This window comes from Nonomuraea cavernae (genome assembly GCF_040655715.1).
GTDB lineage: Bacteria > Actinomycetota > Actinomycetes > Streptosporangiales > Streptosporangiaceae > Nonomuraea > Nonomuraea cavernae_A.
The window spans coordinates 167,675-192,864 of the sequence record NZ_JBFAKL010000010.1; the positions used below are offsets into that span (position 1 = coordinate 167,675).

27 protein-coding genes are annotated in these 25,190 nt (G+C 64.9%); 15 read left to right on the plus strand and 12 right to left on the minus strand.

Annotated elements, in window-relative coordinates; all coding sequences use genetic code 11:
* Positions 1 to 93 precede the first annotated feature (93 nt).
* Positions 94 to 1,416 (plus strand): pentapeptide repeat-containing protein, encoded by a 1,323-nt coding sequence (locus tag AB0I38_RS17165; RefSeq protein ID WP_358468136.1) that lies wholly within the window; start codon positions 94 to 96, stop codon positions 1,414 to 1,416.
* 2 nt (positions 1,417 to 1,418) lie between these two features.
* Here AB0I38_RS17165 and AB0I38_RS17170 read toward each other — a convergent pair whose 3' ends face one another.
* Complete coding sequence (locus tag AB0I38_RS17170; protein ID WP_358468140.1) at positions 1,419 to 1,814, minus strand: MerR family transcriptional regulator; 396 nt, start codon at positions 1,812 to 1,814, stop codon at positions 1,419 to 1,421.
* Positions 1,815 to 1,863: 49 nt separating this feature from the next.
* Between AB0I38_RS17170 and AB0I38_RS17175 the strand changes: the two genes are divergently transcribed.
* Positions 1,864 to 2,913 (plus strand): aldo/keto reductase, encoded by a 1,050-nt coding sequence (locus tag AB0I38_RS17175; protein WP_358468148.1) that lies wholly within the window; start codon positions 1,864 to 1,866, stop codon positions 2,911 to 2,913.
* A gap of 71 nt (positions 2,914 to 2,984) precedes the next feature.
* Here the strand turns inward: AB0I38_RS17175 and AB0I38_RS17180 are convergent, their stop codons facing one another.
* The 3 genes from AB0I38_RS17180 to AB0I38_RS17190 all read right to left on the minus strand — a co-directional run bounded on the left by AB0I38_RS17180 (position 2,985) and on the right by AB0I38_RS17190 (position 4,646).
* Entirely contained in the window at positions 2,985 to 3,353 is a 369-nt protein-coding gene (locus AB0I38_RS17180) for a hypothetical protein (protein ID WP_358468151.1), read from the minus strand.
* Between the two features lie 283 nt (positions 3,354 to 3,636).
* Positions 3,637 to 3,822: a DUF397 domain-containing protein gene (locus AB0I38_RS17185; protein ID WP_358468154.1), complete on the minus strand. Its 186-nt coding sequence runs from the start codon at positions 3,820 to 3,822 to the stop codon at positions 3,637 to 3,639.
* Between the two features lie 8 nt (positions 3,823 to 3,830).
* Positions 3,831 to 4,646 carry a helix-turn-helix domain-containing protein gene (locus AB0I38_RS17190; protein ID WP_358468157.1) on the minus strand — a complete coding sequence of 272 codons (816 nt, stop codon included), beginning with the start codon at positions 4,644 to 4,646 and terminating at the stop codon, positions 3,831 to 3,833.
* A gap of 260 nt (positions 4,647 to 4,906) precedes the next feature.
* Here AB0I38_RS17190 and AB0I38_RS17195 point away from each other — a divergent pair, with 260 nt between their 5' ends.
* On the plus strand, positions 4,907 to 5,218 hold the full coding sequence (locus tag AB0I38_RS17195; RefSeq protein ID WP_358468160.1) for a hypothetical protein: 312 nt from the start codon (positions 4,907 to 4,909) through the stop codon (positions 5,216 to 5,218).
* Positions 5,215 to 5,676 carry an ATP-binding protein gene (locus AB0I38_RS17200; protein WP_358468163.1) on the plus strand — a complete coding sequence of 154 codons (462 nt, stop codon included), beginning with the start codon at positions 5,215 to 5,217 and terminating at the stop codon, positions 5,674 to 5,676. The genes AB0I38_RS17195 and AB0I38_RS17200 overlap by 4 nt, the downstream gene beginning before the upstream one ends.
* A 144-nt stretch (positions 5,677 to 5,820) precedes the next feature.
* Here the strand turns inward: AB0I38_RS17200 and AB0I38_RS17205 are convergent, their stop codons facing one another.
* The gene (locus AB0I38_RS17205) at positions 5,821 to 6,777 is read right to left on the minus strand and encodes a hypothetical protein (protein WP_358468166.1); all 957 of its coding nucleotides are present in this window, start codon (positions 6,775 to 6,777) and stop codon (positions 5,821 to 5,823) included.
* A gap of 381 nt (positions 6,778 to 7,158) precedes the next feature.
* Here AB0I38_RS17205 and AB0I38_RS17210 point away from each other — a divergent pair, with 381 nt between their 5' ends.
* Together AB0I38_RS17210 and AB0I38_RS17215 are read left to right on the plus strand one after the other, a co-directional pair.
* The gene (locus tag AB0I38_RS17210) at positions 7,159 to 8,052 is read left to right on the plus strand and encodes a carbon-nitrogen hydrolase family protein (protein ID WP_358468169.1); all 894 of its coding nucleotides are present in this window, start codon (positions 7,159 to 7,161) and stop codon (positions 8,050 to 8,052) included.
* A 160-nt stretch (positions 8,053 to 8,212) separates the two neighbouring features.
* Entirely contained in the window at positions 8,213 to 11,299 is a 3,087-nt protein-coding gene (locus AB0I38_RS17215; RefSeq protein WP_358468171.1) for a DUF3427 domain-containing protein, read from the plus strand.
* A 515-nt stretch (positions 11,300 to 11,814) separates the two neighbouring features.
* Here AB0I38_RS17215 and AB0I38_RS17220 read toward each other — a convergent pair.
* Together AB0I38_RS17220 and AB0I38_RS17225 are read right to left on the minus strand one after the other, a co-directional pair.
* Entirely contained in the window at positions 11,815 to 12,114 is a 300-nt protein-coding gene (locus AB0I38_RS17220) for a hypothetical protein (RefSeq protein WP_358468174.1), read from the minus strand.
* A gap of 161 nt (positions 12,115 to 12,275) precedes the next feature.
* Positions 12,276 to 13,361: a tetratricopeptide repeat protein gene (locus tag AB0I38_RS17225; protein WP_358468177.1), complete on the minus strand. Its 1,086-nt coding sequence runs from the start codon at positions 13,359 to 13,361 to the stop codon at positions 12,276 to 12,278.
* Between the two features lie 135 nt (positions 13,362 to 13,496).
* Here AB0I38_RS17225 and AB0I38_RS17230 point away from each other — a divergent pair, with 135 nt between their 5' ends.
* The gene (locus AB0I38_RS17230) at positions 13,497 to 13,619 is read left to right on the plus strand and encodes a hypothetical protein (protein WP_358468180.1); all 123 of its coding nucleotides are present in this window, start codon (positions 13,497 to 13,499) and stop codon (positions 13,617 to 13,619) included.
* A gap of 282 nt (positions 13,620 to 13,901) precedes the next feature.
* Positions 13,902 to 14,621 (plus strand): hypothetical protein, encoded by a 720-nt coding sequence (locus AB0I38_RS17235; protein ID WP_358468183.1) that lies wholly within the window; start codon positions 13,902 to 13,904, stop codon positions 14,619 to 14,621.
* Between the two features lie 69 nt (positions 14,622 to 14,690).
* On the opposite strand, the gene AB0I38_RS17240 is transcribed toward AB0I38_RS17235, so the two are convergent.
* Entirely contained in the window at positions 14,691 to 17,285 is a 2,595-nt protein-coding gene (locus AB0I38_RS17240) for a LamG-like jellyroll fold domain-containing protein (RefSeq protein ID WP_358468186.1), read from the minus strand.
* The gene (locus AB0I38_RS17245) at positions 17,286 to 19,922 is read right to left on the minus strand and encodes an Ig-like domain-containing protein (RefSeq protein ID WP_358468189.1); all 2,637 of its coding nucleotides are present in this window, start codon (positions 19,920 to 19,922) and stop codon (positions 17,286 to 17,288) included.
* A 326-nt stretch (positions 19,923 to 20,248) separates the two neighbouring features.
* Between AB0I38_RS17245 and AB0I38_RS17250 the strand changes: the two genes are divergently transcribed.
* Positions 20,249 to 20,398, plus strand: a complete 150-nt coding sequence (locus AB0I38_RS17250) for a hypothetical protein (RefSeq protein ID WP_358468192.1) — start codon at positions 20,249 to 20,251, stop codon at positions 20,396 to 20,398.
* Between the two features lie 179 nt (positions 20,399 to 20,577).
* Positions 20,578 to 20,853: a hypothetical protein gene (locus AB0I38_RS17255; RefSeq protein ID WP_436838752.1), complete on the plus strand. Its 276-nt coding sequence runs from the start codon at positions 20,578 to 20,580 to the stop codon at positions 20,851 to 20,853.
* A gap of 71 nt (positions 20,854 to 20,924) precedes the next feature.
* Here the strand turns inward: AB0I38_RS17255 and AB0I38_RS17260 are convergent, their stop codons facing one another.
* A complete protein-coding gene (locus AB0I38_RS17260) occupies positions 20,925 to 21,059 on the minus strand; it encodes a hypothetical protein (protein WP_358468195.1) in 135 nt (44 codons plus the stop codon).
* A 377-nt stretch (positions 21,060 to 21,436) separates the two neighbouring features.
* Between AB0I38_RS17260 and AB0I38_RS17265 the strand changes: the two genes are divergently transcribed.
* From AB0I38_RS17265 to AB0I38_RS17280, 4 genes are read left to right on the plus strand one after another with little or no spacing between them, the layout of a single operon-like run.
* Complete coding sequence (locus AB0I38_RS17265; protein ID WP_358468198.1) at positions 21,437 to 21,802, plus strand: hypothetical protein; 366 nt, start codon at positions 21,437 to 21,439, stop codon at positions 21,800 to 21,802.
* Positions 21,799 to 22,029 (plus strand): hypothetical protein, encoded by a 231-nt coding sequence (locus AB0I38_RS17270; protein ID WP_358468200.1) that lies wholly within the window; start codon positions 21,799 to 21,801, stop codon positions 22,027 to 22,029. The genes AB0I38_RS17265 and AB0I38_RS17270 overlap by 4 nt, the downstream gene beginning before the upstream one ends.
* The gene (locus AB0I38_RS17275) at positions 22,026 to 22,175 is read left to right on the plus strand and encodes a hypothetical protein (protein ID WP_358468202.1); all 150 of its coding nucleotides are present in this window, start codon (positions 22,026 to 22,028) and stop codon (positions 22,173 to 22,175) included. Before AB0I38_RS17270 ends, AB0I38_RS17275 begins: the two co-directional genes overlap by 4 nt.
* Positions 22,172 to 22,855 (plus strand): hypothetical protein, encoded by a 684-nt coding sequence (locus AB0I38_RS17280; protein ID WP_358468205.1) that lies wholly within the window; start codon positions 22,172 to 22,174, stop codon positions 22,853 to 22,855. Before AB0I38_RS17275 ends, AB0I38_RS17280 begins: the two co-directional genes overlap by 4 nt.
* A gap of 291 nt (positions 22,856 to 23,146) precedes the next feature.
* Here AB0I38_RS17280 and AB0I38_RS17285 read toward each other — a convergent pair whose 3' ends face one another.
* Complete coding sequence (locus AB0I38_RS17285; RefSeq protein ID WP_358468208.1) at positions 23,147 to 24,466, minus strand: hypothetical protein; 1,320 nt, start codon at positions 24,464 to 24,466, stop codon at positions 23,147 to 23,149.
* A gap of 129 nt (positions 24,467 to 24,595) precedes the next feature.
* Between AB0I38_RS17285 and AB0I38_RS17290 the strand changes: the two genes are divergently transcribed.
* Positions 24,596 to 24,931 (plus strand): hypothetical protein, encoded by a 336-nt coding sequence (locus AB0I38_RS17290; RefSeq protein WP_358468211.1) that lies wholly within the window; start codon positions 24,596 to 24,598, stop codon positions 24,929 to 24,931.
* Between the two features lie 45 nt (positions 24,932 to 24,976).
* On the opposite strand, the gene AB0I38_RS17295 is transcribed toward AB0I38_RS17290, so the two are convergent.
* The gene (locus AB0I38_RS17295; protein WP_358468213.1) at positions 24,977 to 25,186 is read right to left on the minus strand and encodes a DUF397 domain-containing protein; all 210 of its coding nucleotides are present in this window, start codon (positions 25,184 to 25,186) and stop codon (positions 24,977 to 24,979) included.
* Positions 25,187 to 25,190 lie beyond the last annotated feature (4 nt).

Sequence of the window (25,190 nt, forward strand, 5' to 3'; positions counted from 1 at the left end):
ATCGATCATCAAAATCCCCGTACGAACAGCGTGGCCAGAGGCGACGGTTTCCGTCACCTTGGTGGAATGAAACCCGCCACGATCATCGTCGCTGTGAGCGGACTGCTGTTGAGCGTGTCGATCGGCTGGATACTCGGGCCGGGTGCGCCCTGGTGGCTGACGCACGTCGATGGGGTGCACGGGCTGCGGGGGGACCAGCTCGCGGCGGCGCTGGACGCGATCAGAGGCCGAGCGCTGGCCGTCGGCACCGGCCTGGCCGCGCTCGTGGCTGTGTTCTACACCGCGCGCAACGCCGACACCGCGCGGCGCACGTTCCAGCTCGGCCAACGAGGCCACGACACCGACAGGTACGGCAAGGCCGCCGAACAACTGGGCCATGTCCAGGCCCCGGTCCGGCTGGCCGGGCTCTACGCGCTGGAGCAACTGGCCCAGAACACGCCTGTACTACGGCAGACGATCGTGGACGTGATCTGCGCGTACCTGCGCATGCCCTACCACGAGGCCTTATCAGGGGACCGGTACACCAGGATCCGGGCAGCACAACGAACCGCCCGCGCCCGCGTGCCTGTCGAGCGCCCGACCGGTCGCGACGCGCGGGAGGAGCGGGAGGTACGCCTCACCGCGCAACGCATCCTGGCCGATCACCTCCGCTACCGGGAGCCGCCGAAGACGCGATGGGGGAGAACGGCCGATCCCGATCCACGGTTCTGGCCCGGTATCCGACTCGACCTGACCGGCGCTGTCCTGTGCGACGCCAACTTCGTGAGCTGCCGCATCGCCGAGGCCGCGTTCACCGGGGCCACCTTCAACGGCGACGCGAGGTTCGGCGGAGTGGTCTTCACCGGCGCGGCCCACTTCGACACGGCGTCCTTCACCGGCGACACCGAATTCGGCGAGGCAAGTTTCCTCGGCGCCGCGGAGTTCACCTCGGCGACCTTCCGGGGCGCGGCCAGATTCGGCGGGGCCGCCTTCGAGCGCGGCGCCAACTTCGGGTTCGCTTCCTTCGAGGGGCAGGCGGGCTTCAGCGAGGTGGTCTTCGGCGGGCACGCCTCGTTCGGCATCGTGAACTTCGGAGGCAACGCCAGGTTCACCGGAGCGATCTTCCACGGCAACGCCGGGTTCGCCGCGGCCACGTTCACCGGTCTGTCCGGGTTCGTCGAGGCCACGTTCCACCAGCAGGCGATGTTCAAGGGCGCGACCTTCACCAGCGCCACCTCGTTCGACCGAGCCATGTTCGAGGGGCCGGCCGACTTCGCGTACTCGCACGGGGCTGAGCACGTGCGGCTACACGAAGCGACCGTGGCCCGACCCGCCGACACCCACAGGTGGCCGCCCGGCTGGAGACTGGAGAGCGAGTCCAACGGGCACGCCGTGCTGAGCGCCGTCGGCCCAGGCGGGTCTGCTCACCCTCAATAAGCTCAGGGCGCACAGTCTGGGACGTTGTCCCGCAAACCCAGACGGCCCTCGTAGATGGCCACCTTGTGGGTGATCAACTTGAGGCACTCGTTGAGTTCATGCATCTGGGCGAGCACTCGTTCCTGATGTCCGCGCAACACCTCCAGCCGTTCCGCCTCGTTGCCTTGGCCCGCCCTGACGAGTTCGGTGTAGCGCCGGATGTCGGTCAGAGGCATGCCGGAGGCCCGTAGCCGGATGCACACGCCCAGCCAGTCGACGTCACCCTCGTTGTAGACCCGGTGCCCTGCGGTTCCCCGCCGTACCGGCTGGGCCAGCAGCCCCTCCCGCTCGTAGAACCGGAGTGTGTGCACGCTGAGCCCGGTCCGTTCGGCGACCTGGCCGATGCTCAAACCCGACATGTGGCCCAGTTTGACCTAGAGTCGGCTCTAGCTTCTACGGTTCCGAAGCATGAGATATCGCATCCTCGGCGGCACCGGTATCGAGGTCAGCACCCACTGCCTCGGCACCATGATGTTCGGCTCGGCCGGTAACCCCGACCACGATGACAGCATCCGCATCATCCACACCGCCCTCGACCACGGGATCAACTTCGTCGACACCGCCGACATGTACTCGGCGGGCGAGTCCGAGGAGATCGTGGGCAAGGCGCTGCAAGGCCGGCGAGACGAGGTGGTGCTGTCGACCAAGGTGCACTTCCAGATGGGGGAGGGGCCCAACCGAAGCGGCAACTCGCGGCGTTGGATCATGCGCGAGGTCGAGGCGAGTCTCAAGCGGCTGCGCACCGACTGGATCGACCTCTACCAGATCCACCGCCCCGACCACCGGACCGACATCGAGGAGACCCTCTCCGCACTGACCGATCTGGTACGGCAGGGCAAGATCCGGGCCTTCGGCAGCTCGGCCTTCCCGGCGCACGAGACCGTTGAGGCTTACCACGTGGCCCGGCAGCGCGGCTTGTACCGGTTCCGCACCGAGCAGCCGCCGTACAACATCCTGGCCCGCGGCATCGAGGGCGACGTCCTTCCCACCGCGCAGCGGCTCGGCATGGGCGTGCTCACCTACAGTCCGCTGGGCTGGGGGTTCCTGACCGGCCGTTACCGCAAGGGGCAGCAGGTCGACATGTCACAGGGCCGCGCCGCGCTCGCGCCAGAACGGTTCGACCCGTCCATCCCGGTCAACGCGGCCAAGTTGGAGATCGTTGAGGAGCTGGTGAAACTGGCGGACGAACTCGGCTGCACCCTGCCGGCGCTGGCCGTCGCCTTCGTCACGTCACATCCGGCGGTCACCTCGGTCATCCTCGGCCCGCGCACGATGGAGCAGTTGGAGGGCTTGCTGAAGGGCGCCTCGCTGGTGCTCGACGACACCGTGCTCGACCGGATCGACGAGCTCGTGCCGCCCGGCACCAACGTCTACCACCCTGTCGGTCTCTGGAGCCCCGCACCCCTGACCGACCCCGCACTGCGCCGCCGCCCGCTCGGCGACCGCGCGGCGAGCTGACCAGAAATCATCTGGCACGTTCGTGCCCGCCGGCCTGGGGCAGGCTGTCCCGGCTGCGCGCCGTAGGGGGTTCAGCCGCAGGTGAAGCCTTCGGTTGCGGCGCGGCAGAAGTCACGGAACGTCCGTAGCCACTCGGTGCTCGCCGAGTAGTTGAGGTCCAGGTCGGCGCGGTGGAACTGGTGGGTGTCGGGGTCGGTGGTGACCGTTCCGTCCAGCCGGACGCGGTCGTCGGAGGGCAGGCCGTTCAGGTAGGTGTCAAGGAAGTCCGCGATCCGGGCGGCATCTTGGGCGGTGATCGGCATGTGACCGTTGACGCCGAGCATGGTCGTGGTGTCGGGGTCGAGGACCTTGCCGTCTTCCAGCAGGGCCAGTGTGGGGCGCCAGTTCCACGCGTTCACGTACATCCGCGTGCCGTCAGGCGCCGTCAGTCTCCAGCCCATGTCCGCCCTCTCCGAGGTCAAGCTCCTCCGGCCCTTGTGGGCACAGTCGGATGGGCAACGACTGTGCCCAACGCGGAGCTCTGGCGCGACTGGGATATGGGCCCGGCCGATTTCGCGTACACGCGCGGGGCCGAGCACGTACGCCTGTACGAAGCATCCGTGACCCTGCCCCGCCGACACCCACAGGTGGCCGCCGGGTGGCGTCTGAAGACCACCCCGAACGGCCACGCCGTTCTGAGCGCCCTCTGACTGGCCTCGTCCCCTCCGTCGGGGGGCCTGTAGTTCAGAGGTCGAACTCGCCGCGCCCGGCTCCGTGAAGGAACGCCTTCCACTCCTGGGGTGTGAAGACCAGCGCGGGCCCGTTCGGGTCCTTGCTGTCGCGTACGGCCACAATGCCGGGCAGGTTGGTCGCGACTTCAACGCACTGACCGACGTCGCCGCTGGCGGTTGCTTTACGCCATTCCGCCATCTCTAGATTTAGTTCGCCCATTTGGTCACCGCATCCTCTATCGTCCGTTGTGAAACTGATTGGGAGTGTGCGTCCGCTCTGATGGTTTCATATCTAACCTTGAGGCTCGCGACTGAATCGTAATCGCCGGTGACATGACCGGACAGGAGCGAGTCGGTCGACGCAATCTCGGCACCGTTACGCAGACGCGCAAGCACGAACCCGGTCACCATCCCGACTATGCAGCCGGCATCGACAGGAACGACCTGGATCGTAATGCGTGGATGGTGTGACAGTTCGAGCAGGTAGCGAAGCTGGTCTATCAGGATGGCCTGGCCGCCGAGAGGACGATGTAGCACATGTTCGTCGATCAGCGCCATGTAGATGGGAGGGGTTGGGCCGTCGAACATCCGCAGGCGCTGTGTCCGGGCGAGGACCTGCTCCTCCACCTGCTCTGCGGGGGAAGTCTTGGAGAAGAGAGTCCGCGCGTACTCAGGTGTCTGGAGGCAGCCTGGGATCAGCAGCGGATCCCAGGACTGCAGGATGGCCGCCTGGGGTTCGATCTCCTCCACCCAACGCGCAAACCACCCGATGGTGGGCGAATGGGCTATTTCCCTGAATAGGCCGACGAAATGCTCGTCCAGTTGGAAGACCCGATCCAGGGCCTCGGCGAAGTCGAGCGTGGGTGTCCGCCGTCCTCTTTCGACGTGGCTGATAAGAGACGTGTGACACCGCATCCGGGTGCTCAGCCCGACCTGGGACATACCTGCATCCTTGCGGCGGCGTTCCAGATCAGAGGCGAAACGGGCCCGAGGGGACATCAGGTTGCTGATCTCGTCGCTCATGCCACTCCTTAGGGGGTCGCGTCGTCGTCCGATACGGTCGACTACTCTCCGCGACGATATCGCTACTCCCCAACGACAATCAACGTAGTTCTTATGTCGTTCTTTGTCTTTTATATTTCTCCAGGTAAACGCCCTATTCGCTGAAGCGAATGCGCATGCTGATACTCCACTCAGTCGTACAAGACGAGCTGCCTGTCGCGGCAAGCGGGCGGATGCGTCTCCATGAGGGAGGTCGGTGTGACGAACGTGACCTTGGCGCGGTGCTCATCGCCCACGATGAGTCTGGCGGTGATCGCATGATTGCGGCGCCGCTGTCTGACGGACAACAGGCGTACCTCTACCTGGTGCGCCTCGCCTGGGATCTACGCGAGCTGGGTGTGGGGTCGCTGGTCGACCTCTCGGTGCGGGCGGAGCCGGCAGTGGTGATCCATCAAGCATCCGCCAGGGTGAAGGTCACGGTCATCCAGCGCAAGGAAGTCTGGTTCTTCACCTGGGGCCACGGCCGCAAGCAGTCGGCCTGGGTGGGTGCGGACGGCGTCGTCTCCCAGATTGCGCACTGGGCGACGCGATGAAGACCTCTCTGACCCGCAGCACCTACACGGAACTCCCGACCCATCCCCTCTCGGTCTCGATCGCCCGTACGTACGTCGCGCGGATTCTCGCTGACTGGGGACGCGCGGAGCTGTCCGACGACGCCCAACTCGTCGTGAGCGAGCTGCTGACCAACGCCATCAAGGCCACCCAGGCCGCCCACACGCCGAACGACGAAGAACCCATGGTGCACGGGAAGTTCGCCGGGTACGAATGTCACCCGTGGATCGGCCTGCACCAATGGGGCAACGACCTGGTCGTGGAGGTCTGGGACTGCAACCACCACCCACCCAAGCTGCGTGCCCCCGAGTCGTGGGAGGCCGGCGGCCGTGGGCTGCAAGTGATCGACAGCCTGGCGGTGAGCTGGGGCTACCGATGGCCAAAGACCGGCGGCAAAATCGTCTGGGCCACACTGGCCATGTCGTCATCACCTGCCTGAACATGTGGCGCGGCCCATAGCTCGCCCCGGATCAACTGGGTCGAGAGATCGCAGGTCAGGGGCGTGTCCACTAAACGGCTCTCTCACAGAATCTGAGATAGAGCCGGAAACCGTGCAGTCCCGTCACTAAGCGCGGCTGGAATATTAAATGCAGAAAAACTCACCTCCTTTTGGGTAGATGAGCTTTATATCTAGCGAAGCTAGTAGATCTTGGAGGTCGTTGTGCGGCTCCGCTGGCAGGAGGATGGCCAGTAACGGCTCAATCGGTAAGACATGGCGGCGATAGTCGAAGAGTTGGCCGATCGCCATTCGGACTGCATCGCGGGAACTGGAGCTTTTAGCTTCGTATAGGATATTTGCGGTGCTGTCGTAGATGTCAGTGAAGAACGTAGATGTGAGCCCCTTTATCTTGATCTGGAAACGCTCGACCACATGATGTTGCGTCTTTAGATAGGCCATGTAGTCGTCAGTGAGTTGTGCTTCGCGGCGCTGGGCCTCGGTCTTCGGAACCGCTGGCCTGCGGCTTCTGAACTTGGTATTCGTCTCGGGGGCGACGAGTTTGCTTGTGGTTTCTTCAGCGGGGACGCGTAGGGCGGTCGTTCGAGGCGCGGGCGGAATTTGGTCTTGAGTTGTGCGCTGCACCGTGCCGATTGGGCGCAGGTTGAACACGATTGCCCAGCGGAGATCGCCCTTCTCGTCAGGGGCCCGTCGTATCACATACGGTTGTTGATCATCGAGCTGGAATTGGCCGAGGTAGCGGTGCGTCTTGGTTTTCGTTCCAGGTACCACGCCTACCGCAATGAAAACATGCAGTGCTTTTTGTGTGTCGACGTGATGAAGAACTGCCTTGTTTGGACCTGTGAAGGTTTGATCGCCGATACGACCTGCGCCTGTGTACTCGAAGAGAGGGCCGTCCGCATCCCCTTCAGCCAGCCATCCGTCGTAATAGCCGAACTGTGCCCCACTATCGTGATCGCTGTAGAGGAGGATGTTGTTGGTTGTCGCAGAGGGGATGATCCCCCCTTGCGACCCGCCGCCGACGATGGCGGTCATCTCCGCCCGGGTGACGATTTGTCCAGGTTTGATTGATAAGTCAGTCACATAAAGGACAATAGCCGCACTTGCGTGTTGCCTCTGTCGGATCTTGCGTGTAGTGATCCTTCTTGTCCGACAAAGTCATTAATCCTGCCTAAATATCCGCTATGTAGCGATCTCGGGGACTTTGGGTCATAGGTAGATCAATGTGCCGCAGCCTCTGTCTCGGCAGCCGCCAGCGGCCGAATGGGGCAGATGCTTGCCAGTCTGGAAGCCTTCAGTGGATAAGGTCGGCAAGCGTCTGAACTAGTGCTGTGACTGGAAACGTTCACCGCGTTGAGAGGAGTGAGTCGGATATCTGCACAGCTAGCCGATACGTCGCCAGGGCGTGGCGGAACGGATCATCAGGGCCTGGTAGTCGCGCAGCACGTGCCGTACCATCCCCGGATGGCTCGGACATTGCGGTTGGCGGTTGCGCAGAGCACGGTGCCTGAGGATCCGACCGATGCCGAGGCTCTCCGGGCGAGCGGCGCGGAAGTCCGCGGCCTGATGCGGGAGGCGGCTGCGGCCAGGGCGCGGCTGGTCCAGTTTCCCGAGGGCGCCATCACGTATCCGAGCAAGCATGTGATGTCTTCAGGGCCGCCTGGAACGCTGTCCGCCTCCGACTGGAGCCGGGTCCCCTGGGATGTCCTGCGGGAGGAGGCCGCGTCGATCGCCGACCTGGCCGGGGAACTGGGGCTCTGGGTGGCCTTCGGCTCCATTCACCCGTTGACGCCGCCGAACCGGCCGCACAACAGCCTGTACGTGGTCAGCGATCGGGGCCGCTTGGTAACGCGGTACGACAAGAGGTACTTGTCGAACACCGAGGTCTCTTTCATGTACTCGCCTGGCTCGTCACCGGTCGTCTTCGAGATCGACGGCATCCGGTTCGGATGCGCGTTGTGCATTGAGGCCGAGTTCCCTGAAGTGTTCGCCGAGTACGAGCGCCTGAACGTGGACTGCGTGCTGCTGTCGGTGATGGTCGACGATGCGCCTCGAGCGCTTGTCGCGCAGGCGTACGGGAGATTGTACGGCTACTGGATCGGGTATTCCGTCCCGGCGCAGTTCAGCGCGACCGTGCCCTCAGGGATCGTCGCACCTGGCGGTCGCTGGCTTGCGTGCTGCGCAAGGGACGGCCGGCCAGCACTGGCTGTGGCAGATCTCGATCTAGAGGCGCCGGACGCGGATATCGACGTATCCGTGCGTCTCGCCCGCCCGTGGCGCCGCGTGGCACGCGCCGGGCTCTATGACGATCGAAGGGTTCTAAGAGATCCCCGAAGCGAGACACGTACGGCATTCTGATGGGCGACAGCGATGTTCGGCGCCAGGCTTCGGCGGTACTTCGCAAACCCGGTGAACGTTTCCGGTCACAGCACTAGCGGCGATGTTGCGGAGCGTTCGAGTGAAACGCCAGACTCATCGGCAATCAGGGAGAGCGACCTGTCACCGGAGGCTTCTGCTTGTGGACGACACCCCAGTCACGGGCCTGTATGACTCGCTACTCACCCAGCAGCTCCAGCAGCGAGCGGGTCTCTGGCGTGAGACAGGCCATCTCGTCGAGATATCCGAGGTCGACAACGAGGAGGTCGCTCACCTGCTCGGACGCTTCGTAGGCCAAGCCGCAGCTCGCGCGTTTGCTGCGCTCAAGAGCCCTGAAGAGCAGGCAGAACTAGCCAACCGGCTGCTGCTCCAACTGGCCGACCCTGAGGTGGTTACCGACAGACCTGCCAGGCTGATGTCAGTCGTCGAGAAGGTGCCCGGTGCGGTCTCTCCGCCCAGGCCGCTTACCTCGCTGTCGGAGGCAGCACTGCTCACCAACGCTCGTGAGGACCCCAACCTGGCCCACGAGTTGGCGACCGAGTTGGCCAGCGCCGATCGGGTGGACCTGCTGTGTGCGTTCGTCAAATGGTCGGGACTGCGCATCCTGGAACGCCCGCTGGCCGATCTCTGCCGTAGGAACGTGCCATTGAGGGTCATCACCACCACGTACATGGGCGCAACCGAGCGGCGCGCCCTGGACCGGCTGGTACGTGACTTCGGTGCCCAGGTGCGGATCAGTTACGAGCAGAACACCACTCGCCTGCATGCGAAAGCGTGGCTGTTGCGACGCCGTACCGGCTTTGACACCGCCTACGTCGGCAGTTCCAACCTCTCACGAGCTGCCTTGCTGGACGGACTGGAGTGGAATGTACGTCTGTCATCGGTGACTACTGCCCGACTGCTGGACAAGTTCGAGGGCACCTTCGACTCGTACTGGAACCGTCCGGAGTTCGAGCCGTACGATCCCGACGCCGACGGTGACCGGTTGGATGAGGCACTCTCCCGTTCGAAGAGAGGGCAGCAGCTCTTCGACATTCCCGCCCTGGTCCCTCACCCTTTTCCGCACCAGCGGGAGATGCTTGAGGATTTGGACGTCGAGCGGACCGTGCACGACCGCCACCGCAACCTCCTCGTCGCCGCCACTGGGACGGGGAAGACCGTCGTGGCCGCGTTCGACTACCGCAATCTGCAACGGCGCCTTGGACGGCTGCCATCTCTGCTGTTCGTGGCGCATCGGCGGGAAATTCTTGCTCAGGCGTTGCGCACCTACCGACAGGTGCTGGCCGTACCGGACTTCGGCGAACTGCATGTCGGAGACGAGAGGTCACGACACTGGCGGCACGTATTCGCCTCGGTGCAGTCGCTCAACGCGCGCGGCATCGACGTATTCAATCCAGATTACTTCGACGTGGTCGTCATCGACGAATTCCACCATGCTGCTGCACGCACGTACCGAAAGATCATCGACCATCTTCAGCCTGCGGAACTGCTCGGTCTGACTGCCACGCCTGAGCGCGCGGACGGCACTTGGGTCCAGGACGAGTTCTTCGACCGGCGCATCGCCTCGGAACTACGCCTGTGGGACGCCCTCGATGCGGACCTGCTCTGCCCATTCCACTACTTCGGTATCAACGATGAGACTGACCTCACTACGGTGAAATGGTCACGTGGCTTCTACGACGCGGCGGCATTGGACAATGTCTTCACCGGCGACGACGCCCGCGCCCGCCTGGTGTTCAACTCGCTGCGTGACAAGGCCGCCGATTTGTCAGCGGTACGTGGGCTGGGGTTCTGCGTCTCAGTACGACACGCCCGTTTCATGGCCGATTTCTTCACCAAATCCGGGATCCCATCCCTGGCCGTGGATGGGACGACCGACAACCTTTCGCGGAAGGCGGCGTTGAAAGCCTTGCGCGACGGCGAGATCACGTTCCTGTTCGCGGTCGACCTGTTTAACGAAGGGTTGGACGTCCCAGATGTAAACACCCTGCTCTTGCTGCGCCCTACGGAGAGTGCGACCGTCTTTCTGCAGCAACTCGGCCGTGGCCTGCGGCGTACTCCAGAGAAGGACGTCCTGACGGTTCTGGACTTTGTTGGTCAGCACCGCAAGGAGTATCGCTTCGCCAACCGCTTCCAAGCCCTGACTGGGCACGCCCGTGGCCGGCTGGAGAAACAGGTGCACGACGACTTTCCGCTGCTGCCTCCCGGCAGTCAGATCGTGCTGGACCGGGTCACGAAGGATCGTCTACTCGCTGAGCTCAAGATTCACCTCGGCGCCACCGTGACGACCCTCATCCAGGAGGTCCGCTCGTATGCGGAGAAGTCCCTGGTCGGCTATCTCGAATCCAGCGGGCGCGACATCGACGATCTCTACCGCAATCGACGCTATTGGACGAGCCTCCTACGCCGCAGCAAACTCTTGGCCGAGCCGAGTTCGCCGCTCGAAGAGGCGCTGGGACGCCGTATCCGTGCACTCCTGCATGTCGACGATCGCGGCCGAGCCGAGGCTTACGCTCGCTTACTCGCCCCAGATGCTCCCCGCTATGACGATCTCACTCCTGTGGTCCAGTCCTTCGCCCGCATGCTGTTCTTCTCCTTCTGGCGCGACGGCGGAGACTTCGCTTCCTACGACCAGGCTCTCGGACAACTGCGCGGGCTTCCTGAGCTGTGCGAGGAGATCCGTCAGGTGCTGGCCTACGGCCTTGAGCGTCCACGGCACGTAGCCAAACCCTTGCCCGAACCGCTTGGCCAGTTGCCACTCGCGATCAATGCGCGTTACTCGTCCGACGAGATTCTTGCGGCCATTGGCTGGGCTTCCGTGGGTGGATCGGCGCCCTCGAACACTCGAGAAGGTGCCATCTGGAGCCCCACCATGCGATGCGACGCTCTCCTGGTCACGCTTAAGAAGAATGATAAGGAATTCTCTCCCCAAACTATGTATAGAGACTTCGCGCTAACCCCCACTCTTTTCCACTGGGAATCCCAAAATCGTACCAGCGAGCACTCGTCAACAGGGCTGCGCTATCAGAACCACGAGCGCGAAGGTAGCCACATTCTCCTGTTCGCGCGGGAGCGCAAGAAGAGCGATAGCGGCTATCCCGAGGCGTTCGTCTTCCACGGCACTGTTCGCTATGTGGAACATCAGAGGGAGAGGCCGATGGCCATCACATGGCGCCTGGACGAGGAAATGCCTGCCGACCTGTTCCGCCGCGCGGCTATCGCCAGCTAATGTGATGCTGCTCTGCGACAGAGCAGTTGTGCATGCTAGCTCGATGCGCGCGAAACGCCACCATCGCCATCTTCTGAAACGCTCCTATAAGTTCTCTCTGGAGAGGGGGTTCGCCTCTAGCGCTTGAGGCTGTGGCAGGTACTTGCCGGGGTTGGCACCTCGAATGATTATGCAGAGGAGCCAGCGGGCTCTGGCGCTGTTGTGGTCCTTGCCATAGACCACGGCAATAAGGAGCAAAAGGCAGGCCGAAATCTCCACGGTTATGACGACCAAAGACAGCATGGGCTGGTAGTAGGCGAGGACCACTGGAATCCCCAGAGTGGGGACGGCCCCGCGCAGGGCGCGCAACATCGACAGAAGCTCCAAGATCTGCTCTGCATGGATGATGCAGGTAGGGACGACGTTGGCCCTGCTGCGGATTGTCTGACTAGATTAACTCGCACTCACCGAACGCGCCAGAGGCATTGGTAGTTTTTCGCCTAGTGTCCCTCTGATAAGTGCGCTAAGGCCAACTACTAACCGATGGTGACACGCAGCCAGTGTGCGCTGCTCCTCATGACGGGAGTGGCGTCCAACTCCAAGCAGGCAACCTCATAGATGTAGTCGCTCAAGCATCCAGCCGGGTTGATCTCCCGGTCGTCACGGAAGGTCGCGTAGAAGGCTTCCCACAGTTCGGGGTCTTCGTCGAGGAGCAGGAGATCTGAATCTGCGCTGTTGAGGTGGCTGATCACGATGACCAGTGGGTCGCTGTCATCGTAAGGTGCGCGCCAATCGCAGATGTGAGATGTCTTCAGCATTGCCGTGCTCCAATCCATCGATGCTGACCCTAATCACCGCTCATCGCCGGTCTTTCACCAGGACGAGGGTATGGGAGGAGCGCTGTTCGGCGGTGGGGTCGTACGCCATCCGGCCGAAAACCGAAGCCTGGCATAGAAGGGCGCAGCACGAAGGTTTTCGATGAGACGGGCGCGTTCGTTCATGCCGCTCCCTGCCCAACTACGGCCAGACGCGCACGGAACTCGTCGGCTGCCTGCGGATGTGTGGTGGCGAGCACCAGGTCGAGATCAGCGGCGCGGGCCCGTACGGACGCGACCACCCGCGGTGAGTCCAGAGCCGCCACCCCTGCCGCGACCGCCTCGTCCACAGCCCCAAGGTTCGCCAGGGCAATGCCCAGGTCGAGGCGAGCGATCGCCTCCCGGCTGGGGGAGCGCTTGCTGTCCGGAACGTTCTCATGAGCCTTGACGGCACTCTCCGCGTGACGGCGGGCCAGTTCGTACTCGCCCAGCCAGATGTAGGACGAGGCTGTGTAGGCCGTCATCGCGTACGTGGCCAGCGGTCCTGTCTCGATCCCGTCGGGACGACTCGGTGTACGGCCAGGCAGCGTGTTCCACAACCGGTCGGCCTTGGCGAAGTGCTCCTCGAAGCCGCCGTGGTTTCCCAGTCTGGCCTGGCCCCGGGAAGCCTGAGCGTGGAGCCGTACGGCGAGGGGGTGGCTGGTCGAAACCCGGCTGAGTCCTCGTACCGCCGCGGAAACGGCGCGTTCGGGGCGGTCGGCGTGGAGCGCGATCGAGGCCATCGCATCGACCGCCCACCCGCACAGCTCGTCGTGTCCCGCCTGGTCGGCGTGCTCGAAGCAGTCGACGGCGTACGCCCACGCGGTCAGCGGGTTGCCCAGGTCGTGCGCGAGCCAGGCCAGGATCTCCGACAGCCATCCGGCGAGGACGAACAACTCCCGCCCCTCCTTGAGGGCGCGAGGTCCGGCGAGAAGCTGGTCGATCTCTATGCCGTCGGCTTCGACGTCACCGAGCCCATCCGCCGAGCGATCTGCAAGGTCCCCGCCGACGCCTGGACCCCAGCGGTCACCCCCGAAGGCGAACCACGGACCGGCGCCTGCACCACCGACATCACCGGCCTGCTCACCCTGGCCGAGGGCCGGCCTGGCGGCATGCGCGTGCAAGCCCGCCTCGAACCCCCGCACCCCCGCCACCACAAGCAGGCCAGCGACATCGAGAAGAGACGCGGCCAGCGCTTCCAGGCAGTCGCCCACAACCTGCCCGGCCACCACTACCCCCTCTGGACGCCTTCACCCGCAACCACGCCGGCGTCGAATCGGTGATCAAGGACGCCAAAGACCTCGGGCTGCGCCGGTTCCCGTTCTTCAAGATGGCCGCCAAACCAAGCCTGGTGCCTGGCCGTCATGCTCGCCACCGACCTGCTGGCCCACCTGCGGCTACTCCCCGACGACCACCCCCACGCCGCCGACCTGATCCTGGCCTGGAACAAGATCAGGGCCCTCAGCGCCGCCCCAGCGCCACCGTGACCGACACCCACCCGTCCCGACCAGTCGAAAGGCCTCGCCCACCCGGCCCACCAGGGGAACCACGGGCCACACCCGGCACCGCCGGGCCCTCACCATGCCCCCACCCAGCGCCATCAAGATCAACTACGGCCTACGGCTCCTACTTCACGATCGTGAAAGATTGAGGTGAAGTAGGTACCCAGGGGCTCGGTCGAAGCGTTTGGGCGGGATGCCCTCAATTTCCAGACCTGCGATAGATGGCATGATGGAGCGCCACGATATGGCTCAGGGAGTGGAACGCGCGTGACAATGGATCTTTCCGTGTTTGAGGATTTCTGCACCACGTTCACCACCCACAACGACATTGAGACTGTCGCATCACTGATCGGCGCAGTCCCTCTGGCGGTGGACTACCGTTCGCCGGAGGCTCTCGACTCGAGCACCGCCACCATCATCCGCTGGGGCGACGGGATCCTGATCACACATCCCTACTATGGCTACGAATGTGCCCGCCAAGAGGTCATGAGCGCCCTGTCCCGCCATGGTCACCTGGCCGTTTGCCTGGTGTGGGGAATCGCGCTCTCCCCATGGGCGAAGACCTACGCCAGAATGGACCCGTGGCACGCGGCGGGCGCATCGCGCGCCTACTTCGCCTACGCTGCGAACGGGAGACTGGACGTCGGGTTTGACCCTTATGACTTCGACAGTGCCGACGCGTCCGCCCGCTGCGGCTGGAATACCGGGGCGGTCGACTCCTACCTGCACGATCTGGACTTCAGCCCTCTTACGGTCGCGACACAGCAGGTCGGGAGGGGTTTTGGGAGGGGGTCGAGGCCGGGTCGGCGCACCATTCCCCGGCACAAGTACGCCGGCGTCACCCTGATGGAGCGAATCGCGGGGGCCACCTTTCCGGCGGATGTCGAAAGGCCGGATTCGCCCATTGCGGGATTCACTGTCGCCAGCCCGGTACCGGCCATGAGCGATGCTGAGTTCGCCCATTTCATGGGCCCGCCGCAGCGCTGAGGATCGCGTCGCCGGCTCCATGCAACCGATGAAGCCGGCGACGCCCCGTCATGGAAAAGCGGTATCAGCCTACGACGAAGGCCCCGCACCTGGGGAGATGAGAATCCAGAAGGGGTCTTCTTCAAGAAGCCTGTATCGCTGGTAGAACAATCTCAAGGCCGTGCCCGCACTGCCGTTGTGCGACGCCGACAGGTACTTGTAGCTGACATTCGCTGTGAGCGTCCCGGCTTTGTTTCTTCCGGCTCCTTCGTAGGCGCTGGCGAAGGGGTACTCATCGCATTGGTACCCTGCGGGCCTCGTGAGCAACTTGCATGCCTTGTCCTTCTCTGTGACGTTCGTCTCGTAGTGATCGTTGTCGTCTTCCTCCCAGATCCTGTGCAGCGGAGCACCGCGGCCCGCAACACCGCTGACGAGATACTCCACGTAGTCTCCTGGGATTACCTTGCTGGTGTTGGCGAAGGCGCTTTTGATGTGACGAGCGACCTCCCCGTGTTTCACGCTATTTTCGTAGTAGGTGAGGAACCTGTTCCCCCTGGCCAGGATGCAGCCCCCGTAATGGGCCCGGTACCTGGGCGAGGTGTCGCACATCACCTCCGGCTCTTTGTGGAAGTTCTTGACGTCCTCATCCTTCAGGAGCTTGCCGTTGAGATATCCGCTGACTTCGATGTACGGGGCTATCTTGCAGGTGCCGACCATGTCGGGCGCGGTGCTGGCGGCAGTACTCGACTTGATTTTGAAGTGGGCGTAGGGGTTCGACTCCCAGTCCGCGCGTGACGCCTTTCTGGAAGAGGGCCCGTCGACGGCACAGACGCCAGGACCGGGATCGCCCGCCGTCCTGATGTTGGCATTCAGCATGATGGCGTTGTCGTTGACCCTGACGCCCTCGGGCTCGATCTTGTACCAGACGTCGATGTCGCGGGCGTGCCGGGCAGGGTTATCCCAGGCCACGGCCAAGTAGTTCCCGATGCGAGTGAGAATCACCGTGGTTGCGGTGAACTGCGTGAATCCCATAGGGATCTTCGTCTTCACGCCATCTACGATGACCGTGTGGTAGAGGGTGACCCCGTAGGTCCAGGTGTAGCACCACGTGAAGGGCCGATATTGATCGTGGAGAACGGGCCTGGGCGGGAAGCCCGGCCGGCTCTCCCAGCCTTCGTCCCGACAGGTCTCAGTCGTGATGTGCTCCAGATTGAGATTGTCCGCAGCCGCACCGGTGGACTGGGTCGCTTGCTCGCCGTTGGGAAGGGGTTGGCCGCCACCGGCGGTGTTGATCGTGGCGGTGTGCCAGGTGGTCCAGGCGCCGTTGACGCTTGCTGTGGTGGCGCGGGCGCGCCATCTCACCGTCTTGCCGTCCCGCAACTTGCCCTTGGGGACCTGCAGAGATACCTGGGTATCGTTGGGCTTGGCGGTGACTTCGCCCGACCAGATCAGCCGCTTGTTCGTGGTCACTTTGTCCGCCTTGACGGACTTGGTGGGCTTGTCGGCGATCTCCACTTCCACCTTCGCCTCGCCGTTGCGCCCGGCGGACAGCCAGGCGGTCAGCTGCGGGGTGAGGTCGGAGGTGACGGTGACGCCGTCCACGGTCCGGCTGTCGCCGACCGCCAGCTTCTGGATTTCGGGGGCGGAGTTCGTCGGCAGCCGGCGGGCCATCACACCCGTGGCCGCGGCGCCGATGGGGGCGTTCATGTCGGCCTGGATCTGCGCCGCGGTCTGGACGACGTTGTAGACGCGTACCTCGTCGATCAGGCCGCTGTAGAACTCGTCTTCCCAGAGGGCGTTGCCGCCCAGGCGCAGCACACCGCCGTCGTCGACGATTTCACCGGTGAACAGGTATTGGTCGACCTGGGCGCCGTTGACGTACAGGGTGGCCATGCTGCCGTCGTAGGTGAGCGCAAGGTGACTCCACTGGTTCAGCGGCAGCGGGTCGTCGCCCTGTACCGCGCGGGGCCCGGCGGCGATTTCCACCCAGCCCATGGGGAGGGAGCCCTCGGAGGAGGAGTACAGGGCGTAGGAGCCGTCGGAGTCGTTCTCCTTCATCAGCACGGTGCGGTAGCCGCCCGCCGCCGCGGGCCGCACCCAGGCCGACAGGGTCAGCGTGTCGGTCAGGCGCAATGATTCGGCGTGGGGCACGGTGACCCAGCTGGAGGTGCCGTTGAACGATAGGGCCTTGCCGTGCTTGCCGGTCGTCGTCCACGCAGTGTCAGTGGCGGCTCCGGTGTTGTTCTGCCCGGAGGAGTCGCCGACGGTGGTACCCGTGCCCTCTTCCATGCCGTAGGCGGCCACCAGCCCGGGAACCGGTTCGGGGTCGGGGTCCGGCGTGGGTGTGGGGGTCGGGGTGGGCGTGGGGTCGGGCCCCGGGGTGGTGGAGCCGACGGGGGTGTTCATGTCGGTCTGGATCTCGGCGGCGGTCTGGGCGCGATTGTAGACGCGTACCTCGTCGATCAGGCCGCTGAAGAACTCGTCCCAGGCCTCGTTGCCGCCGATCCGCAGGGGGCTGTCGTTGTTGTAGAGGCTGCCGGTGAGCGCTGTCTCGTTAACCTGCTGGCCGTTGACGAACAAGCGCAGGGCGGAACCGTCGTAGGTGAGCGCGACGTGGCTCCAAGTGTTGACCGGCAACGGTGAGGTTCCGCTGACGGTCGAGTTGGTATCCGGACTGGTCTGCACTCAGGCGGACGGGACCGAAGCGCTGTTGGCCGCGTACAGGGTGTGGGTGACGGCGTCGAGCTCCAGTTCCTTGCCCACAATGGGGCTCCATGCGGCTACCGTGTCGGGGTTGACCCAGGCAGACAGCGTCATCCCGGTCGTCAGGCGCAGCGAGGCCGCGTCCTGGACGGTGACCCAGCTTGAAGAGCCGTTAAACGACAGCGCCTTTCCGTACTTGCCGTTGACCCAGCTGGTGCTGCTGCCAGTACCAGTGTTGTTCTGCCCAGAGGAGTCGGCCACGCTCGTGCCCGATCCCTCGTTCATGCCGTAGGCCGCCACCAGCCCCGGGATCGGCTGCGGCGTGTTCGCGCCCGTGGTGAACGACCAGGTGTAGGGCGCCATGACGTTGTCCGCGGCATCCTTGGCACTACTGACTTCGACCTGGTACGTCTTCTGCGCGGCGAGCTTGGATGTCGGTGTGAACGTCCATTCGGTGCCGCTGCCCTGCAGCGTCCCCTGCACCGCGGCGCCTGCCGGGTCTTTGACGGTGAGCTGTACCTGGGACACCGCCTCGTTGAACGTCGCCTTAACCGCAATGTTCACCGACACATTCGTGGCGCTACCGGCCGGTTCGGTTGCGGTCACGGTCGGCGGGACAGTATCGGGTTCTCCTGTTGTAAACGACCAAGAATGGGGTGCCATCTCATTACCGGCCTGGTCCTTCGCGCCGCTGACCTCCGCGCGGTAGGTCATTCCGGTGGCCAACTGAGTGAGCGGCGCGAACTCCAGCAAGGTCCCCCATGTGTCCAGGTCCCCTTGCCCCTCGACCGGGTTCTCCTGGTCGTCCGTGAGGGTGAAGACCGCTCCCGTGACCCGCTCGCTGAAGCGGACCATGACGCGGGACGATGTCGAGGTGTTCGTCTCGCCCGCGCTGGGGAGCGTATGGGCCACCTGCGGGGGCGTGGTGTCTGGTTGAGGATCACCTTCGAACGGAGGGGCGTCGGGAAGGTCTTCGGCCTTTATCTCGAAGGGGTTGACCACCTGGGTCTGCAGCGCCTGAAGCTGCTGACGGCTCACCGGTTCCACGGGCACGGGCTCGGGATAGGTCTCCACCTTCCAAGCGACTGCCTGCTCGTAGGAGGGAGGCTCCGCCAGCGGTGGACCGTTGTGGCGGAAGATCACCGTCTCGGGCTCGGGCTCTGCCGGGATGTATTCGACCATGAGGGTGGGCGGGTGCCGGTAGCCAGGGTAGGGGTCGCCGCTGTACTCGCTGGAGTAGTACTGGCGCCAGTTGATCGACGCAGTTTCGGGGAGGGCCCGCAGCACCAGCCCGTGGTTGGGTTCGTCCTGTTCGATCCAGGCGCGGGCCATGGCGTTGACCTCGTGCACCAGCGTCTCTTCCTTGGCGCACCAGCTGGCAGGATCGGCTTCGTAGTTGTAGCCGGCCTTGTTTCCTCCTTCTAGGGTGCCTAAGGTTGAGGGCTGGTTGGACCAGCTCAGGCTGCTGGTACTCCATGAAGAGATGACGCGTTCGGCCGCGATGCCGTTTCCGAGGTTCTTGCCGCACAGTTGGCCGTCGGGGCCGCCGGACTTGTAGTTCCACACCCATAGGTCCGCGTCAAGGACAGTGGCGCCCTCAAGCTCCGGGGCTTCGGTGTTGAACTTGAGGTACACGCGGGCGATGTCGGCACTGGTGGCGGTGGTACCGGCGCGCAGCCAGCCGGCCGCGGCGTTGTTGGAGCCGGGGTTGTTCTTATTGACCCAGGCGTCGGTGGGCACGCCGCCGCCAAACCACTCCGAGGCGGCCGCGATCGTCACCGGATAGGTGACCGCCGGGTCCGCCAGGAACTTCTCGTCCGGGGTGAACACCAGCTCCGGCGTCTTGCCGGAGGTCTCCACCCGCGCACTGACCGGGGAGCTCTTGCCCTCGTCGGGGGATGCCTCCACCTTGGCGTCCATCGCGGTCAGCACGATCGGCGAGGCCTTCGCCTTGCCCTTGGCATCCTTAAGTTGCGGTAGCCCTTCGGGCGTCTTGCCGAACGTGGTGCCTTTGGGCAGGGTGAGTGGCAGCCGCACGGCCACCGGGCCGGCCGGGCGCTGCCGGAAGACCACCTGGGAGATGAACCCGTCGGCCTGGGCCTGTACTACCAGGTCCGTCCCCGGCGCGACGGCGTCGGGGTAGGTGATCGTGCTGCCGGAGATCTTCGGCTCGGGCAGCGCCCGGGTGGCTTTCAGGCCGGTCGTGCCCTGCTCGCCGTCCGCCGACACCAGGTGTTTGGTACCGCGTCCGCCGAAGGTTAGCGGGCTTTTGACTCGCGCGGCCTGGAGCTTGCCGTCGCGGGTGACGATGCGCGTGTCGATGGGCTCCCAGGCGCCGCTGGCCGGGTTCTTCAGCTGGACGGGGCGGGTGTGCAGCTCGGCTCGCAGGTTCTTGCCGTTCGGAGTCGCCCAGACCTTCATGGTCTCGGTGAACCGGGAGGGGACCTCAACGGGTTTGCCGGACTTGACCGCCTTGTCCCAAGCGGTCTTGAGAGCTGGATCCGAGGCGGCGCCGGGTAGTGTCGTCGATGCGGACGCCGGGGTGGGGGATGGTGTGGGGCCCTGGGCGACCGCAGGTCCGCTCAGGAGCGAAAGCGGCAGCGTCAGGGCCGCGATCAAGGCAGCGCGGCGGCGCGTCCGGCCGGATAAGCCGGACGCTGATCGGCGTCTGTTCATTCACAACCTTTCGAACAGATGTAGCAAAACCAGCTGATCATCACATAAGGCGGACGTAACGTAAAGATCGTTTTTAGTAACGGGAACGAGATGCTCCGTGAGTGCAAGGCGAGGTCACCCGCGCCTCCCGGCGTGGCATAAGGACCTCCCGCTGAACCGGCTGCGCGAGCGGGTGCTGTTCGAGACCGTTTGCGATTTGCGACGCCCGCTCCGCCGAGGTCTGCGGCCTGTGCGTCGAAGACCTTGACCGGCGCCTGGACGATGAGCGCGTGCGCATCCACGGCAAGGGCGGCAGCGTGCTCCCAGATGGCCGCGGCTACGTTTTCCTGCTCAGGTTGTACCTGGCCCGCTCCGGATACACGAGCGGGCCGCTATTTCGCTGGCGCATCAACGACGCCGGCATCGACGGCTACGTATAATCCATGAGACCCGCTGCCAGGGCCGGATCGTCGCCCTTCTCCCGTACCGCGACACCGCAGTCGGCCGCTCCTACCTCGTCAAGTCCGAGGTCATCCCCTGCTGGAGCCTCGACCAGGTCCTGTCCACCATCACCGGCGGCTACGAAGGCGGCGACATCGCCGACGACGCCGTCCGCGAGATGCTCGAAGAGACCGGCTACACCATCACCGCCGACGAGCTCATCCCGCTCGGCGAGTCCTACGCCTCGAAGTCGTCCGACACCGTCTACACGTTGTACTCGGTAAATCTGACAGGGCGGACCGCCGGCGAAGCGATCGGAGACGGTATCCGCATCGAAGCCGAGAGCCGCGCCGTGTGGATGTACCCCGGCGCGCTCGCCGACCTGCGCGACCCGCAGATCGTCGTCATGTACGTCCGGCTCACCGCCCACCTGTCCCGCGCCACCTGGATGTAGACCAGCACGACGACGCCCCCGAGCCCCTTGCGGGCCTGGGGGCGTCGCCGCCTCAGCGTTTGGGGGAGTGGTCAGACCCGGACAGGCAGCAGGCTGGCCACGTCTACGCCGGCCGCCATCGCCACGAGGATGACGACGATGACGATGACGGTCCGGACGTGCGGACCCCACTCGCCGGGGATCCGGATGCTGAAAGTTACGTTCAAGAGCGCCTCCTCGGCTGGTTGGACGGCGCCCGACCCCCGGGAGATGCGGATTTCTGTCCGCGCCTCCCGGTACGCTCCACCTGTAAGCACACAGGCTGTGGTCGGGCACCAGTTGTTCGACCTGGCATCAGGGCCCTGACCCCCTTGGCCGAGAGAGTCAGGGCCTGCTGCTTGACCGCAACTGTAGGGCTGAAGGGTGACAGTTTGCCCTTGATCCGGCATACTCACGCCACCCCACGAACGCCGCTACTCACTTATTGTCCGACCTGCGGAAACGCCTCCGCAGCTGCGCCGGGCGGCCCACTCGGCCACGGTGCCCTCGCTCACCGTCCAAACGAGACGAGACACTAACCCTGTCCTGCCGGGACGCTCCCGCCATGACCACCACCCTCGCTGAGCCCCCGACGCTCACCGACGCCGGCACCCCCATCTACAAGGCGCTTCTCGCCGAACACCCCAACCTGTTCGACTACCGCGCGCCCGCTGGTGAGATCGAGATTCCGGCCCCGGTTGCCCGTGGCGGCACGGTTGACGTCGATGTCGAACTGGTCCAGCATCCGGTAGTCGGTGGCCCCCTCCGCGAGCATCCTGCCCCTTGCGCTCAGCGGCCCGCATCACCACCCACCAACACCGTGACGGCCACCGTCGAGATCCCCCGCATCGCCACCACGCCGCCAGCCCCAGCCGCGGCGGCACCGAACCCGTGGTTCACACCCCGCCGCACGGCAGGAGTCGCAGCATGAGCACCACCAACCTCGACAACGACGACCTCGCGCTCGCCGGCGGATGCGGCGCCCTCGCTCGCAACCTCATCCTCGGCGCGTTCCTGGCCAGCGCGATCCTCACCGATGGCGTCCCGTCCGGCGTCGCCTGGAGCGCCACCCGTCGGCTACACCCTGATCGGCTGTGTCACCGGCGCCAAGCGCGTCTACGCGCCCGCCGCGCACCCAAGACGAGGACCAGGCCGTGACCTACTTCGACCCGCCCAAGCCCGTCGAAGAGGTCCGGCTCGAAGTGCTCAAACTCGCCGCCGACCACGCGCCCCACGACGCCACCCCGGAGCAGGTGGTCGAAGCCGCGGCCACCTACGAGGCGTACATCGTGGAGGGGAAGTGAACAGCCGCGACTGGCAGCCCCGCAACCGGGAGCCAGTCGCCACCCTCGGCCGCAATACCGCAGGCGCCGTGCCCGCTATCGAACAGATCACGGTCACGATCCGCCTGGCGGACGGCTCCACCACCACCCTCGACATGCCCAAGCCGCAGGCTGCCGAGCTCGACGTCCAGGTCGATACGGGCCCTTGCCCCGGGTGCAGGCCGAGCCCCTACAGCCTGTCCCCGTACTGCCCGCACAAGGCGGACCAGGCAGACCTCACCCTCACCGTGCAGCTCAACCAGTGGCGCGACTGCGGCGAGAGCATGTTCTCCATCCAGCTCACCGACCCGCCCGACACCAGCCGACTGGCGGGGGTGCTCGAGGATCGCCGAGACACCAGGCGCCGCGTCCATACCGCCCTTTGTGCGCTCCATCACCGTGCTGTCGTGTCAGAGCTTGTCGCGCAGCTAGAGGAGCTGGCTGTTCTAGCTGGGCTTTTGCCCTGGACGGTCAGGTTTCGCTCCGCCGTTGGTGACCCGCAGCCAGTGTGCGCTGCTCCTCATGACGGGGGTGGCGTCCAGCTCCAAGCAGGCAACCTCATAGATGTAGTCGCTCAGGCATCCAGTCGGGTTGATCTCCCGGTCGTCGCGGAAAGCCGCGTAGAAGGCTTCCCACAGCTCAGGGTTTTCGTCGAGGAGTAGGAGGTCTGAATCTGCGCTGTCGGGGTGGGTGATCACGATGACCAGTGGGTCGCTGTCATCGTAAGGTGCGTGCCAATCGCAGATGTGAGATGTATTCAGCATTGCCGTGCTCCAATCCATCGATGCTGACCCCGAATCACCGATCCTCGCCGGTCTTTCACCAGGTCGAGGGTATGGGAGGAGCGCTGTTCGGCGGTGGGGTCGTACGCTATCCGGCCGAAAATCGAAGGCTGGGTCAGAGGCGGAACGCCGTCGCGGCACGAAGGTTTTCGATGAGACGGGCGAGATCGTTCATGCCGCTCCCTGCCCAACTACGGCCAGACGCGCACGGAACTCGTCGCCTGCCTGCGGATGTGTGGCGGCGAGCACCAGGTCGAGATCGGCGGCACGGGTCCGTACGGACGCGACCACCCGCGGTGAGTCCAGAGCCGCCATCCCCGCCGCGACCGCCTCGTCCACAGCCCCAAGGTTCGCCAGGGCAATGCCCAGGTCGAGGCGAGCGATCGCCTCCCGGCTGGGGGAGCGCTTGCCGTCCGGAACGTTCTCATGAGCCTTGACGGCACTCTCCGCATGACGGCGGGCCAGCTCGTACTCGCCCAGCCAGATGTAGGACGAGGCTGTGTAGGCCGTCATCGCGTACGTGGCCAGCGGTCCTGTCTCGATCCCGTCAGGACGACTCGGTGTACGGCCAGGCAGCGCGTTCCACAACCGGTCGGCCTTGGCGAAGTGCTCCTCGAAGCCGTCGTGGTTTCCCAGTCTGGCCTGGCCTCGGGAAGCCTGAGCGTGGAGCCGTACGGCGAGGGGGTGGTTGGTCGGAACCCGGCTGAGCCCTCGCATCGCCGCGGAGACCGCGCGCCCGGGCCGGTCGGCGTGGAGAGCGATCGAGGCCATCGCATCGGCCGCCCACCCGCACAACTCGTCGTGTCCCGCCTGGTCGGCGTGCTCAAAGCAGTCGACCGCGTATGCTCGCGCGGTCAGCGCGTCGCCCAGGTCGTGCGAGAGCCAGGCCAGGATCTCCGACAGCCATCCGGCGAGGACGAACAGCTCCCGCCCCTCCTTGAGGGTGCGGGGTCCGGCGAGAAGCTGGTCGATCTTGCGCCGGTAGAGGCGCGCCACGGTGAACAGGTCGGCAGGCGCACGGCGGGAATAGCCGCCGGCGAGGTCGTGGACCACCGTCTGGAGATGGTCCAGCGTGCTTCGGCCGACGGCCGAGGTGTTCGCGCGTCGGGTGAACTCCATAGCCTCGTCGGCTGCCTCGCCCAACACCTGGGCGAGGGTGGTGGCCAGCCCGAGTTTGAGTGCGTCACGTCGGTTCGTGGGATCGCCTTCTTCCCGCGATAGCTGTTGCCCGCCTTTCTCCTCATTGTTGGCAGATTCTTCGAACGACACACTCTCGTCGAGCGCGAGGGCGTGGCAGTACAGCAGCCGGTACCGCTCGCTCAACATCGCGATGGCGTTGGACTCCCAGCGGCGGATCGAGCGTACAAGTGACTCGTGATCCGGGAGGCCGGCACGGTCCTCTCCAGCGGCGGTTCGCAGGCGTCGAGCCATGGTGTGCACGTCCCAGGAGCGGGCCTTGCGTTCGGTGCGAATTCGTACGGTCCAGCTCATTGTCGTCACCTTAAGGACATGCACGGACACACACTGTGTCGGCCGTTGCCCCTCATTGTCATCCTTCGCAGGCCACGCAGCGGCCCCTCTACTGGGACTGATCCGAATTCCAGCAGGAGGGCCACGGACATGGATGAGATCACGGCGAGCCAGGCGGTTCGGGTGCTTGCGGCGCGGCTGCCGAACTGGACCATCTGGTACGGCCGGCACACGGGCCATTTCTGGGCCCTGCTCAAGCGCCGCCCCGGCGTCGAAGCACTCCACGTCGAAGCCAGGGCCGCGGCGGAGTTGGAAAACCAGGCGGCGGTGGCCGAACGATGGCTGGCGGGAGCGGTCGTCGGCCAGAAGGCGCCTCCGTTGCCCATCGGCGTCGCTCCGATCGGGGACGTCCTCGTGGCGCGAGCGCCCGACAGTCGGCCGCTTAGGGCGAGGCCACGGCCGCGCCGTACCACCGAGGCGATGTGACATCCGACGGCTTTTCCTCGGCGTAGGCGCGCTACGCCGAGGCGTTCAGTCGAACCTGCCGTCTTTGGCTCCATGGATAAAGGAATTCCATTCGCCTGACGTGAAAGTCAGCACCGGTCCATCGGGATTCTTGCTGTCGCGTACGGCCACGTGGCCGCCGCCAAGGAATGCGACCTGTACACACTGGCCGTTCGCGCCGCTGAAGCTGCTGGTGCGCCACTCGGCACGAGAAGGATCGACTTCCTTGTCCGTCATCTCC

Excerpts from the sequence above, each read along its gene's own strand:
- AB0I38_RS17170 (WP_358468140.1), bottom strand. The coding sequence starts at position 1,814 with ATGTCGGGTTTGAGCATCGGCCAGGTCGCCGAACGGACCGGGCTCAGC.
- AB0I38_RS17175 (WP_358468148.1), top strand. The coding sequence starts at position 1,864 with ATGAGATATCGCATCCTCGGCGGCACCGGTATCGAGGTCAGCACCCAC.
- AB0I38_RS17180 (WP_358468151.1), bottom strand. The coding sequence starts at position 3,353 with ATGGGCTGGAGACTGACGGCGCCTGACGGCACGCGGATGTACGTGAAC.
- AB0I38_RS17185 (WP_358468154.1), bottom strand. The coding sequence starts at position 3,822 with ATGGCGGAATGGCGTAAAGCAACCGCCAGCGGCGACGTCGGTCAGTGC.
- AB0I38_RS17190 (WP_358468157.1), bottom strand. The coding sequence starts at position 4,646 with ATGAGCGACGAGATCAGCAACCTGATGTCCCCTCGGGCCCGTTTCGCC.
- AB0I38_RS17200 (WP_358468163.1), top strand. The coding sequence starts at position 5,215 with ATGAAGACCTCTCTGACCCGCAGCACCTACACGGAACTCCCGACCCAT.
- AB0I38_RS17210 (WP_358468169.1), top strand. The coding sequence starts at position 7,159 with ATGGCTCGGACATTGCGGTTGGCGGTTGCGCAGAGCACGGTGCCTGAG.
- AB0I38_RS17220 (WP_358468174.1), bottom strand. The coding sequence starts at position 12,114 with ATGGATTGGAGCACGGCAATGCTGAAGACATCTCACATCTGCGATTGG.
- AB0I38_RS17230 (WP_358468180.1), top strand. The coding sequence starts at position 13,497 with ATGCTCGCCACCGACCTGCTGGCCCACCTGCGGCTACTCCCCGACGAC.
- AB0I38_RS17255 (WP_436838752.1), top strand. The coding sequence starts at position 20,578 with ATGCTCGAAGAGACCGGCTACACCATCACCGCCGACGAGCTCATCCCG.
- AB0I38_RS17265 (WP_358468198.1), top strand. The coding sequence starts at position 21,437 with ATGACCACCACCCTCGCTGAGCCCCCGACGCTCACCGACGCCGGCACC.
- AB0I38_RS17270 (WP_358468200.1), top strand. The coding sequence starts at position 21,799 with ATGAGCACCACCAACCTCGACAACGACGACCTCGCGCTCGCCGGCGGA.
- AB0I38_RS17285 (WP_358468208.1), bottom strand. The coding sequence starts at position 24,466 with ATGAGCTGGACCGTACGAATTCGCACCGAACGCAAGGCCCGCTCCTGG.
- AB0I38_RS17290 (WP_358468211.1), top strand. The coding sequence starts at position 24,596 with ATGGATGAGATCACGGCGAGCCAGGCGGTTCGGGTGCTTGCGGCGCGG.
- AB0I38_RS17295 (WP_358468213.1), bottom strand. The coding sequence starts at position 25,186 with ATGACGGACAAGGAAGTCGATCCTTCTCGTGCCGAGTGGCGCACCAGC.